Annotated in this window: 9 protein-coding genes; 5 read left to right on the forward strand and 4 right to left on the reverse strand. The window is 47.2% G+C overall.

Translation table 11 applies throughout. The features are described from left to right. Positions 1–14: 14 nt before the first annotated feature. The 4 genes from recG to R3P39_RS11485 all read left to right on the forward strand — a co-directional run bounded on the left by recG (position 15) and on the right by R3P39_RS11485 (position 7,229). On the forward strand, positions 15–2,102 hold the full coding sequence (gene recG, locus R3P39_RS11470; RefSeq protein WP_336567606.1) for an ATP-dependent DNA helicase RecG: 2,088 nt from the start codon (positions 15–17) through the stop codon (positions 2,100–2,102). A 184-nt stretch (positions 2,103–2,286) separates the two neighbouring features. Further along, the gene (locus R3P39_RS11475) at positions 2,287–3,012 is read left to right on the forward strand and encodes a TetR/AcrR family transcriptional regulator (protein WP_336567607.1); all 726 of its coding nucleotides are present in this window, start codon (positions 2,287–2,289) and stop codon (positions 3,010–3,012) included. A gap of 18 nt (positions 3,013–3,030) precedes the next feature. Next, positions 3,031–4,131, forward strand: coding sequence for an efflux RND transporter periplasmic adaptor subunit (locus R3P39_RS11480; RefSeq protein ID WP_336567608.1), 1,101 nt, complete (start codon positions 3,031–3,033; stop codon positions 4,129–4,131). Next, positions 4,131–7,229 carry an efflux RND transporter permease subunit gene (locus R3P39_RS11485; RefSeq protein WP_336567609.1) on the forward strand — a complete coding sequence of 1,033 codons (3,099 nt, stop codon included), beginning with the start codon at positions 4,131–4,133 and terminating at the stop codon, positions 7,227–7,229. Before R3P39_RS11480 ends, R3P39_RS11485 begins: the two co-directional genes overlap by 1 nt. 345 nt (positions 7,230–7,574) lie before the next feature. Here R3P39_RS11485 and rnr read toward each other — a convergent pair whose 3' ends face one another. The 3 genes from rnr to R3P39_RS11500 all read right to left on the reverse strand — a co-directional run bounded on the left by rnr (position 7,575) and on the right by R3P39_RS11500 (position 11,795). Next, positions 7,575–9,794, reverse strand: a complete 2,220-nt coding sequence (gene rnr, locus R3P39_RS11490) for a ribonuclease R (RefSeq protein ID WP_336569302.1) — start codon at positions 9,792–9,794, stop codon at positions 7,575–7,577. Between the two features lie 234 nt (positions 9,795–10,028). Next, positions 10,029–10,238, reverse strand: coding sequence for a cold-shock protein (locus R3P39_RS11495; RefSeq protein ID WP_336567610.1), 210 nt, complete (start codon positions 10,236–10,238; stop codon positions 10,029–10,031). A 369-nt stretch (positions 10,239–10,607) separates the two neighbouring features. Further along, on the reverse strand, positions 10,608–11,795 hold the full coding sequence (locus R3P39_RS11500; protein WP_336567612.1) for an NAD(P)/FAD-dependent oxidoreductase: 1,188 nt from the start codon (positions 11,793–11,795) through the stop codon (positions 10,608–10,610). 578 nt (positions 11,796–12,373) lie between these two features. Here R3P39_RS11500 and R3P39_RS11505 point away from each other — a divergent pair. After that, positions 12,374–14,497, forward strand: a complete 2,124-nt coding sequence (locus tag R3P39_RS11505; RefSeq protein WP_336567613.1) for a S8 family peptidase — start codon at positions 12,374–12,376, stop codon at positions 14,495–14,497. 97 nt (positions 14,498–14,594) lie between these two features. On the opposite strand, the gene R3P39_RS11510 is transcribed toward R3P39_RS11505, so the two are convergent. Next, positions 14,595–16,517, reverse strand: a complete 1,923-nt coding sequence (locus R3P39_RS11510; RefSeq protein WP_336567614.1) for a methyl-accepting chemotaxis protein — start codon at positions 16,515–16,517, stop codon at positions 14,595–14,597. Positions 16,518–16,573 lie beyond the last annotated feature (56 nt).

The following is a 16,573-nucleotide window of genomic DNA, read 5'->3' on the forward strand; positions in this document are numbered from 1 at the left end:
GCTAGAGGATGAGCATGTCGACACCTAATTTGGCCACTTACCCCATTACCGATTTAAAAGGTGTGGGCCCAAAAGCCGCTGAGCGCCTTGCAAAGCTCGGTATTCAGTCGGTGCAAGACATGCTCTTTCACCTGCCGCTGCGATACGAAGACAGAGCCAGAACCTATCCTATCTGCGAGCTGCAACTGCACAGCCACGTGAGTATTGAAGGCGAAATAGAGCGCTGCGAGATAACCCAAGGTAAGCGGCGCATGCTGGTGTGCTATATCAATGATGGTACAGGTCGCATTGGCCTGCGCTTCTTTAACTTTAATGCCGCGCAAAAGAACGCCATGCAAGCAGGTAAAGTGATGCGCTGTTTTGGCGAGGTCCGCCGCGGTCGCTATGGTTTTGAAATGGCACACCCGGAATACAGCATCAAAGAGTCGCGTTCGGCGCCAACCGATCCGGCACTGGCAACGCTAACACCGGTGTACCCTACCACCGAAGGGATGAAACAGTTAAGTATTCGCGCCATTGCCGATCAGGCTGTGGAACTGTTGCGTAAATACGACGTTCCAGATTACTTGCCACCACAATATCGACCGTCACAACAGAGCCTAAAAGACGCGTTATTATTGCTGCATCGCCCACCCCATGAAGTCAATCTATCGCAACTGGAATTAGGCCAGCATCCGGCGCAAGCGCGGTTAGCGTTTGAAGAACTGCTGGCGCAAAACCTCAGCCTGCTACAGCTGAGGCAAAAAGGCCAAGCGGTAAAAGCGGTTTCCCTGCCGCCAAGCCACCCCTTAGAGGCACAGTTTTTAGCCACCTTGCCATTTGCGCCAACCAATGCCCAAAGCCGTGTGGTGGCCGAAGTAAAAGGCGATTTACAACATCCTTATCCGATGATGCGCTTGGTGCAAGGGGACGTAGGTTCAGGGAAAACCTTAGTGGCGGCATTAAGTGCTTTAACTGCGATTGCCGAGGGCTATCAAGTTGCCTTGATGGCCCCCACCGAAATTTTATCTGAGCAGCATGGCCTTAATTTTGTTCGCTGGTTTCAGCCTTTAGGTATTGAAACCGTGTGGCTGGGTGGTAAAACCAAGGGCAAAGAGCGTGCCCAAGCACTGGAGCGCATCGCATCAGGGCAAGCGCAAATGGTGGTGGGTACTCATGCCTTGTTTCAAGAGCAAGTGCAGTTTGCCAATCTGGCACTGATCATTATTGATGAACAACACCGTTTTGGTGTCCATCAACGTTTAGCACTGAGAGAAAAAGGTAAGTTTGGCGACTGCTATCCTCACCAACTGGTGATGACTGCCACCCCTATTCCCAGAACCCTAGCGATGACGGCTTATGCCGATTTAGAAACCTCCATTATTGATGAGCTGCCTCCGGGGCGTACGCCTATTACCACCGTGGCGGTGCCCGATACCCGTCGTAGCGAGGTAATAGAAAAAGTAGAGCACGCCTGCAGCGCGGATAAGCGTCAGGTTTATTGGGTATGCACCTTAATTGATGAATCTGAGGCATTACAGTGTCAGGCTGCGGAAGATACCGCAAAAGAGCTCGCCGAGGCGCTGCCAGAGCTGGCAATTGCGCTGGTGCATGGGCGCATGAAAGCCGCCGAGAAACAAGCTATTATGGACGACTTTAAACAAGGCAAAACCGATGTGTTAGTGGCCACGACGGTCATCGAAGTGGGCGTTGACGTACCTAATGCCAGCTTAATCATTATTGAAAATCCAGAGCGCCTTGGCTTGGCGCAGCTTCACCAATTGCGTGGCCGCGTCGGTCGTGGTGATATCGCATCGCACTGCTTGCTGCTGTATCATGCGCCGCTCTCGGCTACGGCACAAAAGCGCTTAGGGGTACTTAGAGAAAGTAATGACGGCTTTGTGATTGCCGAGCGCGACTTAGAGATCCGCGGCCCAGGTGAAGTGCTTGGCACCAAACAAACCGGGTTGGCGGAGCTGAAAATTGCCGATTTAAGTCGCGATAAACATTTATTACCACAAGTAAGAAGCCTCGCATTCACCTTGCTTCAGCAACACGGTGATATTGTTGAGCCCATCATTTTACGCTGGATGGGCGACCGTAGCGAGCTGGCCAGAGCCTAAGCCAGCTTGCATCCTCACAGTGATTGCTGGGCGTAAAACAGCCCTACTCGCCCATTTTTCGAACAAAAAACACTCACTACACGTAGGTATAATCATTGACCAAACCACTTTTGTGATTATAATTGAACTCTATTCGAATGACATTCGAATAGAGTTCAATTCGTTTTTATACAGTAGAGAAGCTATGGCACCAGCACCTAAATACGATCAGCAAACTCAGCAGCGCATGATCCTCTCAGCTGCAGAGCAATGCATTAATGACTCCTCTGTGACCGACTTTACCATGGCCAAGGTGGCGGTCTGCGCCGGGTTATCTATGGGCTCGGTATATAAGTTTGTGCAATCAAAAGAAGACCTTGTATTGGCACTGGCCTGCGAGTCCTTTGGTCATGCATCGAGCATTTATGAGCAGGTGCTTTCCTTGCCACTGCATACCCCAGAGCGGGTGTTAGCGGTTTGCTTGGTTGCGCCAGAAAAAATGCAGCGCTTCGCATTTGATTACGATCTGCAATCGCTCTCTACTAATGAAGCGGTGATCCGCCGCGCCTCACCGTTTTGGACTGAAAAAGTGATCAACACCTGCGGCCGTTGTGAGGAGCTGTTTAAGCAAACCTTACTGCAAAGCGTCGACGCCAAAGAGCTGCTCGACGTGCCTAACCTAGACGAGATCATCGAAGAAATTATGATCAGCGGCTGGGCGCTGAATGTTGGCCACGATCAAGTACAGCGGATCCAGCAAACCAAACAAATCACCCAAGGTAATGCATCATTACAAGCGCCCTTGGCCATTAATCACCCCATTATTCGTAGTGCAGTACGGCTATTAAACAGCTACCCTTGGCGGTATCCCATCACTGACGAGTCACTGACTCGGATTGAAGGCGAGCTTGAAAAGCTTGAGCTGCGTTAAAGGACTAGAGGAGAAAGTATGAACATCAAGCGTTGGCTTAGTGCCAGTTTTATCATCATCATCGTCATTGCTGCACTGGGTTTGATAAAATTTAAACAAATACAAGCGGCGATTGCCTTTGGAGAATCTTTTCCCGAGCCATCCGCGGCGGTAAAAAGCACGTATGTGACCACCACAGAGCATCAACAATCGGTCAAAGTGGTGGGTCAGCTTCAGGCTCGCCAAACGCTCACCATTAGTAATGAATACCCAGGTTCCATCACCTACGTAGGATTTGCCCCAGGTGAGCAAGTAAGCGCCAATCAGGTGCTAATTAAACTCGACACCAGCATTGACGAAGCGGACTTGCAAGCAGCAAAAGCCCGAGTGAAGCTAGCCAAGTCCACCTACCAGCGCTTTAAAAAGCTATTGGCTGAGAAGCGCATTAGCCCAGATGAAGTTGACCGTGCAGCGGCAGAGGTCGCCGTTAATCAAGCGCAAGTACAAAGGCTTTCGGCACTCATAGAAAAAAAGACCATTCGCGCTCCGTTTGCCGGGCAAACCGGTCTCGACCAATATCAATCAGGTCAATTGCTTGATGCCAACAGTGCCATTACCACCTTGGTGGGCAATGACGACGCCATTTGGGTGGATTTTCAAGTACCACAAACCCTGCCACAGCCACAGCTGGGTGATAAGGTGAGCGTTAAAGTCGCAGGCAGCAACAGCTCTGTGGATGCCCAAGTCATTGCTAAAAATGCCGCGTTAGATATGGGCTCACGACAGCAAGGTTACCGCGCGCTACTGGCCAACCCAGCGGCAAAGTACAGCCATAACCAAATGGCTGCGGTATTCGTCCCGACCAAAACGGTGAAGGCCGCGGTGGTACCAAGTAACGCCATTACCCGAAATCACTTTGGTGAATTTGTTTACCGCTTAGAAAAAGACCAACAACAAAATTGGCGGGCGAAACCGGTAAAGGTCACCCTAGGTGAAAAAGTGGCGGATCAGCAGCTGGTGTTATCGGGTTTATCTGGGGGCGAATTTATCGCCACCGAAGGCGCCTTTAAACTGCAAGAAGATTTATTAGTTTATACCGAGCAAACCGCAGCAGCAGGACAGCAAAGCGAGGCGCAATAATGAGCTCATTACATGAAAACAAACCCTCATTGATGGATATTTTCATCAACCGCCCGGTGCTTGCGGTGGTGTTGTGTGTCTTGATTATTATTGCCGGAGTGAACGCCGCTCGTGATATTTCAATACAGCAGTATCCAAAAATAGAAAGTGCCTCTTTAGTGATAAATACCGTTTACACCGGTGCTGCCGCCGATGTGGTTAAAGGTTATGTCACAGAACCCATTGAGCGAGTAGCTTCAACGGTACCTGGGGTGGATTATGTTGACTCAGTGACCACCTCGGGCCTCAGTAAAGTGACCGCTTGGTTAGAGCTCAATCACAATACCACTGATGCCCTAGCAGAACTCACCACTCGGTTGAATCAAATTAAGTTTGAACTGCCTACCGGTGCCGAAGATCCTGCGATTCAAATCGTGCGTACCGATAGCCCTTATGCGGTATTTTATCTTGATGTTGAATCACAAGGCCTTCCCCGCCATGAAGTGAGTGATTATTTAATTCGCAACGTGGTGCCTTCCATGTCGGATATCGACGGGGTGCAAAAGGTAACGTTGGAAGGTGGCCGCAACCCGGCCATGCGCGTTTTGCTTGACCCGGAAAAGCTCGCCATTTATGACTTAAGTGCCAGCGATGTCTATCGCGCCTTGCAGGCCAACAACACCATCGCCACCATAGGCTATAGTGAAAATAGCCGCCAACGTATTGATGTGATGGCTAATACTAGCCTGAAGAGCGTTGCCGAGTTTAAAAACTTAGTGGTCAAAGAAGTGGCTGGCACCCAACTGACTCTAGATGCCGTGGCCGAGGTTAAAGTGGGTGAAGCTGAGGGCATGGTGACCGCGCGATTAGATTACCACGATACGGTATTTTTAGCCGTTTGGGCACTGCCAGGTGCTAATGAGATAGAAATTGGCGATGCCTTGTACGCTAAGCTCGATGAAATCAACACCCTGCTTCCCAATGGCATGCACATCACCATTGGTTACGATGGCACCCTTTACATGCGCGACTCCATTAAAGAAATTTTTACTACCCTGGCGGAAACCGTATTATTGGTGGGCATTGTGGTAGTTGCCATGATGGGCTCATTTAGAACCGCCATGGTACCACTGGTGACGATCCCTATCTCCATTCTTGGTGCCATTGCAGTGATTTCGGTAGTGGGCTTTTCGCTCAACCTATTAACTATTCTAGCCATTGTATTGTCGGTGGGACTGGTGGTGGATGATGCCATCGTGGTGGTGGAAAATGTCGCTCGCCACATGCGCGAAGGTAAGCCTCGCCTACAAGCGGCTTTGATAAGTTCAAGGCAGTTATTGGTGCCGATCATTGCCATGACCCTGACCTTGGCGGCGGTGTATGCGCCGATTGGTTTTTTAACCGGGCTTACCGGTTTCTTGTTCCGTGAGTTTGCCTTTACTTTGGCCATTGCTGTGCTGATCTCAGGTTTGGTGGCTATTACGTTGTCGCCCATCATGAGTGCTTATGTAAACCCCGAAGGAGGTAAAGAAGGCAAGTTTACTCAGCGCGTCAATGGCTATTTTGACCGCCTACAAGCCTTTTATTCAAAAGCCTTAGATACACTCTTTCAGTGGCGACCACAGGTGTTTTTCATTGCCATTGTGTTTTCATTGTTATCGGCGCCTTTTTATATTTTATCGCAAAAAGAGCTCGCCCCCATTGAAGATCAAAGCAGCATACAAGTGGTTGTAGAAGCGCCGCCGGAGTCTTCGCAAGCCTACACGGCGGAGAAAATGAATGACACCGCCCGGGTGATGAACGACACCGAAGGGGCGCAGTTTACATGGCAAATACTCACCGCCGCAGCGGGCTTTGGTGGCGTTGAACTGGTGCCATTTGAGCAACGCGAACACTCAGTGCATGACTTACTTTATGACTTATATGGTCGTTTAGGCCGTGTCACCGGGCTTAGCCTATTCCCTATTCTGCCAGCCTCTTTACCCACCGCTGGTCAATTTGATGTTGAGTTAGTATTGCGCGCCAATGACGACCCTGAAACCATGAAAAAGTACGCGGATGAAATTATAAAGCAGGCCAATGCCAGCGGTAGTTTTATGTTTGTAAACACCGACCTGAAGCTCGACCTGCCTCAAGCTGAGCTTGAAATTGACCGTGAATTGGTTGCCGATTTGGGGTTAGATCTGGCAGCAGTGAACCAGCAGCTCAGCATTTATATGTCGAATAACTTTGCTAATTACTTTAACAAAGACGGTAAGGCCTATCGCGTGATCCCCATTGTTGGTGATAATCAGCGTTATAATCCTGAGAATATACTCAACATGCAGATCCGCACCGACAGCGGCGAACTGATCCCAGTTTCTGCTTTTGCCACCTTGCGTACCTTTACCAGCCCCCGAGTCTTGGGTTCGTTTAATCAACAAAGCTCGTTTCGTATTATGGCGGGAACATTGCCGCACATCACCAAAGAGCAAGGTCTATCGCAAGTTGAAGACATTGCTAAAGCGGTTTTACCGCAGTATTACTCAATTGATTATGCTGGTGAGTCGCGACAACTTAGAAAGGAAGGCAATACCATGGTTGGCGTATTACTGGTGGCGATGGTGGTGGTGTACTTTTTACTGACTATTCAATTCAATAGCTTACGCGACCCACTGGTGGTGTTGTTGGGCTGTGCGCCGTTGGCACTGGCTGGGGCGTTAATGTTGCCGTTTTTATCGTTAACCACGGTCAATATCTACAGCCAGATTGGCCTTATCACCCTCATTGGTCTTATTGCCAAAAATGGCATTTTGATTGTGGAGTTTGCCAACCACCTACAACTGGAAGGTAAATCGAAGTTCGACGCAGTAAAAGGCGCAGCCGCCACTCGTCTGAGACCAATTTTAATGACCACCGGCGCTACGGTGCTTGGCCACTTCCCACTGGTACTGGTTACCGGCGCTGGTGCCGAGGCCCGAAATAGCATAGGCATTATTTTGGTGGCTGGGATGCTGATTGGTACTTTCTTTACCTTAATTGTGTTGCCACTGCTGTATGAAAAGCTTGCCAGTGACCACCGTGGTGAGTTAGAAAGTGAGCAAGCGCTCAACGAGGCGCAATTCGCCAACCAGCTGTAGCGAATTAACCTGATACACAGCGGCACGTAACTGAGCGGTTACGTGCCTTGTCTAGATTCAACTTATTGAAAAAAATAAAAATATGAAATTCTTACTCCCCTTCTTAAGCGCGCTATTAAGCGCCACCGCAAGCGCCAACCCGAGCGAAATAGAACTACCCGAAGTGATTGACCCCAGTGCAAAATGGCTGAGCCCAGTTAAAGAGTGTCTGAAATCGCACTGAGAAATAGCGCTACCAGCGCAATTTTTTAACGCTTTGCCATTCGAAGATTGCTTTATGCTGCGGATAAGTTTGCAATTGCTAAGCGATATCTCTCCATGGATTTAACAACAGGCATCTCGTGTTTAGCGTTCATTTAGCGTAAACGCGAGCTTGCGTTCTTTTTCATTCACCCGCTGCAGCGTCACGCTCACTTGCTGACCCAGTTTAATACTGCTGTCGTGACTATGTAATTGTTGTCTTTGAGCATCAAATTCGTATGCGCCGTTGTTTAGTGATTCGATAGCCACTAAGCCTTCAACGCCGGTTTCTGCTAATTCGACGAAAAAGCCAAAGCTGGTCACGCCTGATACCGTGGCAGAAAACGTCTGGCCAACAAATGGCTTCATATACTGACATTTCAGCGCAGCTTCAACTTCACGGCTGATCTCTTCTGCTTTGCGTGATTGCAATGAGCAATGCGTACTTAGCTTTTCTAGTTGCTCTTTAGAGTATGGGTATGCTTTTTTATTGAATGCGTTTACTTTGAGCTTATCAGCAGTTAAAAAGCTCAATACCTTAGCTATCATGCCATTGCTGTTGTTTTGTATTTTTGCCCGGATCGCTCGGTGAGTGAGCAAGTCAGGGTAACGGCGGATTGGCGAAGTAAAATGTGCATACGCTTGATACGCTAAGCCAAAGTGCCCTTTATTTTCCAACGAATACTCCGCCTGACTTTGTGAGCGCAGCAATAACATGTTAAGCACCTCTTTATCTGAGCGATGCTGTACTTGCTGCAACAACGTATTATAGTCTTGCGGCGTCGGTTGCTCTGCGCCTTTTAGCGTTAACCCCTTGTCAGACAGTAAGGTTTTCAAAGAGGCCAACTTTTTACTTTGCGGTCCGCTATGGACTCGAAACATCGCAGGGATCTTTTGCTGCGCCAGAAAGCTCGCCGTAGATATATTTGCAGCCAGCATAAACTCTTCAATCATACGATGGGCGTCGTTTCTCACCACGGGTTTTATGGCGGTAATACTGCCATGCTTGTTGAGTTCTAATTTGCGCTCTATGGTCTCAAACTCAATTGCTCCTCGCTGTTTGCGCGCCTTTTTCAGCACTCGGTAAAGTGCATGGAGGTTCTTTATCTGCGGACGCATTTTCTCAGCCGACTTAGCCCTTGTTTGACGTTTAGTCAGTACTTGATTTGCTTGCCCGTAAGTAAGCCGCGCGTGCGATTGTATCACCCCTTCAGTAAAGAATGATTGAGTAATTTCACCGTCTTCACTGATGGTCATATCGCATACTATCGCCAGACGGTCTTGGTGTGGATTAAGCGAACACAGCCCATTGGATAAGGATTCGGGCAACATGGGAGTGACTAAGCCAGGACAGTAAATCGAGGTTGCGCGGGTTTGCGCTTCAACATCAAGCATATCCTCTGGTTTTACATAATGCGATACATCCGCAATGGCAACTAATAGCCGCCAACCACCGAGTTCATTGCGCTCGCAATACACCGCATCATCAAAATCTTTTGCATCTTCGCCATCTATGGTTACGAACGGAGTATCTCGATAATCGATTCGTCCCGCTTTATCGTGCTCTGCCACTTCATTTCCGAGGTTTTGCGCGTGAGCGAGTAACTCATTCGTCCATGTATGATTGGCTCCATGGCGTAATAAGGCAAGTTTAGTCGCTAACCCAGAACTATTTGCTTTACCAATCACCTTTTCAACTTCTACTAAGCCTGAACGACGATGGTTAGGATAGTGGGTAATTTTACAATGAACATACTGTCCTAAGGTAGCAGCCGTAAAAGAGCGCTTATCCACGGTTAAGCGGTGATGAATTCTACTGTCATCCGCGGCCAAATAGGCTTCACCGCCACGCTGTTTTAATACACCGACAATATGCGTGGTTTTATGCTCCATCACTTTAACTAGCTTATGACATGACTTTTTTGCTGCGATTGGTGATTTAAGTACTTGTACAACATCACCGTGAAATACATGCTTGAGTTGATTTTGTGGCAAGAACAAGTCTTTTTGGTCGCTGTGGTATTTTACAAATCCGTAACCGTCGCGGTGGAGGCTCACGACTCCTGTTACTAACTTTGTTTTATCAACCACTTGGTAACCATTGGTGGCATCAAAAAACAGTTGACCATCGCGCTCCATGGCACGCAAACGCCTTCTTAGCGCTTCTTTATCTGTTGCGGAGTATAACTTTAAAGCTTGAGCTATCTGCTCTCGGTTCAGGTGTTTTTTTACGCCGGCCAGCACTTTGATGATGTACTCGCGGCCAGGAATGGGGTTGTCGTAATGATTGTTTGATGAATTAATTGTTGGATTTAAAATAATTATTTTCTCTTTTTTCGCCCATCGTTTCCCGTTGTTATTTTGAAATTAAGTACAGCAGATGCTTAATCTGTTTTGGTAAATTGATGAGACAGTAGGTATGTGTGTTGGCGTATAAAACGCTTAGTTTTGTCACAGTAGGAAGCTACTTGTTCAGCGTAATAACTGAACAAGTAGGAAAGAATGCAGCAATATTAAATGCTTAAAAGCAATTCGCTTAATTCAGTGGGTTACTATAAGTTATATGCAGACAATATTTTCAGCTTGTGGGCCTTTTGCGCCTTGGGTCAGTGTAAACTGAACATTTTGCCCTTCAGCCAGCGTTTTAAAGCCATCGCCAGCAATCGCGCTAAAGTGAGCAAAAACATCTGGACCAGACGTTTGTGAAATAAAGCCAAAGCCTTTTGACTCGTTAAACCATTTTACTGAACCGGTTGCGGTAGTAGACATAATAGATATCCTAGATAAAAAATGAGTGACCTGAGATCAGGTAGTAAAGCAAGAAGAAAACAAAATTTAGCTGAAGATATCGCGAGGAACTACTATGAAGCAACGAGGTATGAACATATAAACTTGGCTTTCTGAAGCCGTGCACACAGACTACTCTGATAGTTTATACAATGCAAACTTATTTCTTAGATTATTTTTTAGTCTTAATGGCGTAGTGGTCAAAGTGAGTTTGCATTTAATGAAGCCAAACCTCTTTTTAAAAAAGCTCGAGCATCGAGGTAAATTGGCCGCCTATGTGGGTTAGCTGCCGCGACCATGAGGTAATTTTAGACCGCTAGCAACGGCCGCGGCAGATTGAGTAAGGCACAATTAACAAGCCTGCCCACAGGCCCAGCCACAACTCCACGCATACTGGAAGTTATAACCGCCGAGCCAACCGGTTACATCGGTGACCTCACCAATAAAATACAGGCCTTTTTGCTTTTTGGCTTCAAAGGTTTTTGAGCTTAATTCGTCCGTATCCACACCACCTAAGGTGACTTCTGCGGTTCTGTAGCCTTCAGTGCCATTGGGCTTTATTTGCCATTGCGTGAGTGTTGTTGCTAGTAGGTCGATTTCGCTGTGGCTAAGCTGATTGGCATTTTTATCTGGGATACTGCCGTCGTTAATCAGCGCTTCAATAAAACGCTTAGGCAGCAAGGTGCAAAGTAGGTTCTTTAAGCTCTTTTGCCCTTGTTCAGTTCGCCACTGATGCAATTGCTCTGCAACATTCATATCAGGAAGTAAGTTAATACTAACATACTCTCCTGCTTCCCAGAATGAGCTGATTTGCAAAATCGAAGGACCAGAAAGTCCGCGGTGGGTAAATAAGATATTTTCTCGAAATTGCACTCCGCTTTCGCTAGTAACTAGACTGTCGATGCTGATCCCCGATAAGCCATCAAAGCGTGTTTTGTCGTGCTCATGCAGGGTAAAGGGCACTAACGCCGCGGTGGTAGGTAACACGCTTAAGCCAAATTGCTCGGCAATCTTATACCCTATTGGTGTGGCGCCGAGTTTTGGCATCGTTAATCCCCCGGAGGCAACCACCAAGGACTCACAATTAAAGCGTTGGGTATTGGTGTTAATCAGATATCGGCCGTCTTCTGTTTGCTCTACTGACACAACTTCTTGGCGCAGGTGAACATCCACCCCGGCCCACTGGCATTCAGTCAGTAAAATATCAACAATATCTTGCGCGCTATTATCACAAAACAGCTGTCCGAGTGTTTTGTGGTGATATTGCAACCCGTGTCGCTCTACTAGCTCGATAAAATCATGTTGGCTGTAGCGACTGAGACACGACTTCACAAAGTGGGGGTTTTTACACAGGTAATTACTCGGCGACGCGTTTTCATTAGTAAAGTTACAGCGCCCGCCGCCACTAATAAGAATTTTACGGCCAGGCTTTTTACCCATATCGACAACCGCCACCTTGCGGCCGCGATAGCCCGCTTGTGCTGCACACATTAGCCCCGCGGCGCCTGCGCCAATAACAACGACATCTAGCTGCTGCATATATCTATTCTCACCACCCACTATTATTTGGCCCCTTGCCTACCAGTGCCGTTTTGATGTCGTGATTTTAAAAAAGCTAACCACTGACTAAATAGGCATCCGCTACAAGAATGAAAGCAAAGGCGAATTATACCCAGATAATGCCATAATTCACAGCAAGCCCTCTGCTGCAACGTGTTATTTACAACCGCCAAGATGTAAAAATAATTAACACTATAGAAAGTTTCAATGTCACAAAAGCAGCCATTAACAACTAAATTAAAAATAAAAAGCAGCACTTTATAATTAACTTATTGAAAGGTGCTTGGAGATTTTTAGGCATAAAGCTCTATTCAATCAATTTTGTTTACAGTCATTTACATTGTAATAAAAACTTACTCACACTGCCACCAAAATGAAACTTATCCATTTTATTCAACAACTTAAAAAATATTACGAGCCATTTATACATCTCCATATAACCAAATCATTAGTGCAAATAACAAAACAGCGCTTTCTTTTTTATAACGCAACGTTTACTTTCGAAAACTATCAGCCTCTTAACAGCTGAATAACAAGTTAGAAACTAGGGAAACATTATGACATTTAATAAAAACTTTAAGCGTGCAGCGCTGAGTGTTGCATTAAGCACACTATTTACTGCAACAGCAGCAACTGCGACACCAAATGAGACATTGAATAATACTGCATTAGCAGCAACAGCTAAGAAGCTGTCAGCTCAAAACACTCGAAGCACACAGTTCATCATTAAATACAAAGATAATAACTTTCAAACTATGAGCCTATCATCAGCTGATATGTCTCCAGCTAAGATGCAACAACGTGCCAAAAGCTTTGTTAAGGGCTTTAGAAGTACTAAAGCAAATGCAAGAGCAAGTTATGTGCGCCCGATGGCATTGAACAAACACCATGTTATGCGTGCAGATAAAAAGCTGTCAGCAGCTGAAGCAAACGAGTTTATGGCGGAGGTAATGGCGTCTGGCAATGTTGAATACATTGAAATTGACCAAATGCTACAGCCATTCGCAACCCCTAATGATCCGCGTTACAGCGATCAATGGCACTATTTCGAATCCGCAGCAGGGATCAATGCGCCAGCTGCGTGGGATAAAGCGACAGGTAGTGGCGTTGTAGTTGCGGTACTGGATACAGGTTACCGTCCGCATACAGACTTAAATGCCAATATTTTACCTGGCTACGATATGATCTCAGACATCTCTGTGGCTAACGACGGTGGCGGCCGCGATAGCGACGCTCGCGATCCAGGTGATGCCGTTTCTGCAAACGAGTGTGGTTACACTCATAGTGCAAGAGACTCAAGTTGGCACGGAACGCACGTTGCAGGTACCGTTGCAGCGGTTTCCAACAATGGTGAAGGTGTTGCCGGTGTGGCTTACGATGCTAAAGTCGTGCCGGTGCGTGTGCTGGGTAAATGTGGTGGTCTGACTTCAGATATCGCCGACGGTATTATTTGGGCATCAGGTGGCTCGGTTTCTGGCTTACCAGCTAACCCGAATCCAGCCGACGTTATCAACATGAGCTTAGGTGGCTCTGGTGCGTGTAGCTCAACCACACAAAATGCCATCAACCAAGCGCGTAACAATGGCGCGGCGATTGTCATCGCTGCAGGTAACGATAACGATAACTCAGCCAACTATAACCCGGGTAACTGTAATGGCATCATTAATGTGGCTTCTGTAGGCCGCGATGGTAGCCGTGCTTACTACTCAAACTACGGCTCTAACATTGACGTTGCAGCGCCAGGTGGTGCCCAAAGCTTTGCTAACGACCCTGAAGGTATTTTGTCTACTCATAACTCAGGTTCAGGTGCACCAGTGAGTGATAGCTATCACTACTCACAAGGTACTTCTATGGCTGCACCACACGTTGCCGGTGTTGCTGCGCTAATTAAGCAAGCGAAACCAACTGCAACACCCGATGAGGTTGAGTCAATCCTAAAAAATACCACCAAAGCATTCGCAGGCACTTGCTCTAACTGTGGTACCGGTGTTGTTGATGCCTCGGCTGCGGTTGACGCTGCGTCAGGTGATGTTACACCACCTACTGGCAATGAGCTTGAAGACGGCGTAGCTAAAACAGGCCTAAGCGGTTCTGCAGGCAGCGATCAGTTCTTCACTTTTGAAGTATTAGCTGGCAAGAGCAATGTGACTTTCTCTATGAGCGGCGGTACGGGTGATGCAGATCTTTACGTTAAACAAGGCAGCCAACCAACCGCGAGCAGCTATGATTGTCGTCCATATAAGGGTGGTAATAGTGAAACCTGTAGCTTTGATGCACCACAAGCAGGTACTTACCACGTGATGATCAATGGTTACCAAGCCTATTCAGGTGTCAGCCTAGTGGCGACCACAACTGAATCTAGCACTGGCACTCCGCAAGCTGGCGGTGGCACGGTTGAAGACATCTCAGCATCTCGTGGTCAGTGGAAACACTACACCATTGAAGTACCAGAAGGCATGAGCGACTTCACTGTGAAAACTTTTGGTGGCACAGGTGATGGCGACTTATTCGTTAAGTTTGGTTCACAGCCAACTTCAAGCAGCTACGACTGTCGTCCTTATGAAAGTGGTAACAATGAAACTTGTACTTTCACTAATCCACAAGCTGGTACTTGGCACTTAAGCATCAATGCTTACAGCACCTTCTCTGGCGTAACATTAGACGCGCAGTACAAACCATAACTCAATGACATAATAGGCCTCATATGAGGCCTATGTTCCCCAATTTAAGGCCGCTAATGCGGCCTTTTTTATGCCGAACTAGCTTTTAAATATGCCCTTAAGCTAAGCCCAGTGTGCTGCGGATCTCATGCATTTTCTCTTTTAAGCTTTGTTGAATTTGTTGCACCTGCTGATGTGAACTGTTCACTTGCCCTTTCATACTGTCCATAGCATGACCAAAAGTATCGAGCAGATCCGATTGCTGGTTCGCTAATTCCATGGCATGAGCAGCCACTTGATTGGCGCTTTGCGCGCTCTCGGCGACTCCTTCTGAATTACGTTTAAGCTCCTGGGCATGGGTGGTTTGTTGCTGCGCTTCATCGGCGAGGGCCGATATTTGCGTGGAAACCTTGTTAGAGTTATCACTCAGAGCATCAAGCTGCTTATGAATATCGGTTAACGATGCTTGAGTTTGTTGTGCCAATTTCCGCACTTCATCGGCCACCACAGCAAAGCCACGACCATGTTCGCCAGCGCGTGCTGACTCAATGGCGGCATTTAGAGCCAATAAGTTGGTTTGTTCTGCGATGGAGCTTATCATGTCAATCACATTGCTAACATCGGACACCCCAGTCAGTAACTCATTAAGGCTATCCAATCCCTGCTCTACCCGTTGCTGGGTTGTAGATGAAGCGCTGAGCATGGAGTCGGCGTAGGCAACGCTTTGATTCATTGCCTCAAAAGTTTGATTGGCATTATCGGCCACTTGGCTATTAATGTGATTGGCATCGGCACCCAAAGTACGCAATGAGTCGAGTTGAGACTGGTTTTGCTCCACTTGCTCAAAGGTATTGCCGGCTTGCGCTGATATTTCTGCCAAGTTGCGATTCATTTCTGCCATAAAGTCACTGATCATGGTGAGCATCTCAGCTCGCTCATCGGCTTCGCCACGCTGGCGCTCAATTAACTGGTTAAAGTAACTGGCTATTTCGCCAATTTCAGTGTTTTGGTTTTTACTTTCGATATTACGCAGCTCATTACTTTCAATGAGTTGTGCAAAACCATCGCGAAGCTGCCTGAGCGGTGTGAGTACTTGTTTGAACTGCACTAAATAAACCCCTACGGCCAGCAGTACCAGTAAGCCGATGGCCACCCCAAACAACATAAAGACGTTTTGCTTAACCTCCGCTTGTTGCTCTTTCAATAAAGACTCGGCATCAAGGATACGCTGTGAAATTGCTTTAATGTCGCCTCGCAATGCCAACATTCCCGCTTGGCGCTGCTTTGACTGTTCAAGCGTATTATTCAGATCACGGGCAAAGCGTTTTGGCCAACTTACCAACTCGGCTTTTATCTCCAGTACCTTGTCTTCAGGCTCTGCACCAAAAAACAATTCATCCTCATCCACCTCTGTCATTAACCCAAGATTTGGCAGCTGATCGATTTGTTGTGAAATGGCTTTTAAGCGATTTAGGCTCGACATCAGGCTTTGCTCTACGGCTTGGTCATATTCCATCACCAATTTATAGGTATAGAGGCTAAGGTTAGACACTTCGCCATAATAGTCGGCAGCCAAGCGAAAATATTGCTCACTGGTGCTTTGCTGCTCTGCTTCATTGGCGTAATTAACTAAGCTTGATGCCGACCCAGACATTTGCCGTAAAGCATTATCAAGTAATGCTAATTCGTTACCCGATAGCTTACCAAGCGCACGGTATTTTCCACTAATATCGCTTTGTAACTGTTCTAACTGGGAATTTAATTGCGCAGCAATGTTGGCAGGAAGTAATTGCGACTTTTGTTGTAGCGTCGTGATCTGCTCTTCAGCCAGGCCCAGATATTGGCTGTCTCCGGCACTGAGGTAGTCTTCAATGGTGCCTTCTAACTCAATGATCACTGCATTTTTAACTTGGTTGTAGGCATTGTCCTGAGTATCTAACTCTGTCAGTACTTGGCTGGCCCAAAATAAACTGATGGCAAGAAACACACTGGCAGTGGCAAGTAAGATAGCCAACAATCGAGTAAAAGTAGACACACGCATAGAATCACAACCCTAATTTCTCTGTACGCCGTACAGAGTATTAAGAATTTATGACA

This window comes from Pseudoalteromonas sp. UG3-2, assembly GCF_037120705.1.
Taxonomy (GTDB): Bacteria; Pseudomonadota; Gammaproteobacteria; order Enterobacterales; family Alteromonadaceae; genus Pseudoalteromonas.

Bases quoted from the DNA above. Each gene is read 5' to 3' on its own strand.
- R3P39_RS11480 (WP_336567608.1), top strand. From the start codon at position 3,031: ATGAACATCAAGCGTTGGCTTAGTGCCAGTTTTATCATCATCATCGTC.
- recG (WP_336567606.1), top strand. From the start codon at position 15: ATGTCGACACCTAATTTGGCCACTTACCCCATTACCGATTTAAAAGGT.
- R3P39_RS11500 (WP_336567612.1), bottom strand. From the start codon at position 11,795: ATGCAGCAGCTAGATGTCGTTGTTATTGGCGCAGGCGCCGCGGGGCTA.
- R3P39_RS11505 (WP_336567613.1), top strand. From the start codon at position 12,374: ATGACATTTAATAAAAACTTTAAGCGTGCAGCGCTGAGTGTTGCATTA.
- R3P39_RS11510 (WP_336567614.1), bottom strand. From the start codon at position 16,517: ATGCGTGTGTCTACTTTTACTCGATTGTTGGCTATCTTACTTGCCACT.
- R3P39_RS11485 (WP_336567609.1), top strand. From the start codon at position 4,131: ATGAGCTCATTACATGAAAACAAACCCTCATTGATGGATATTTTCATC.
- R3P39_RS11475 (WP_336567607.1), top strand. From the start codon at position 2,287: ATGGCACCAGCACCTAAATACGATCAGCAAACTCAGCAGCGCATGATC.
- R3P39_RS11495 (WP_336567610.1), bottom strand. From the start codon at position 10,238: ATGTCTACTACCGCAACCGGTTCAGTAAAATGGTTTAACGAGTCAAAA.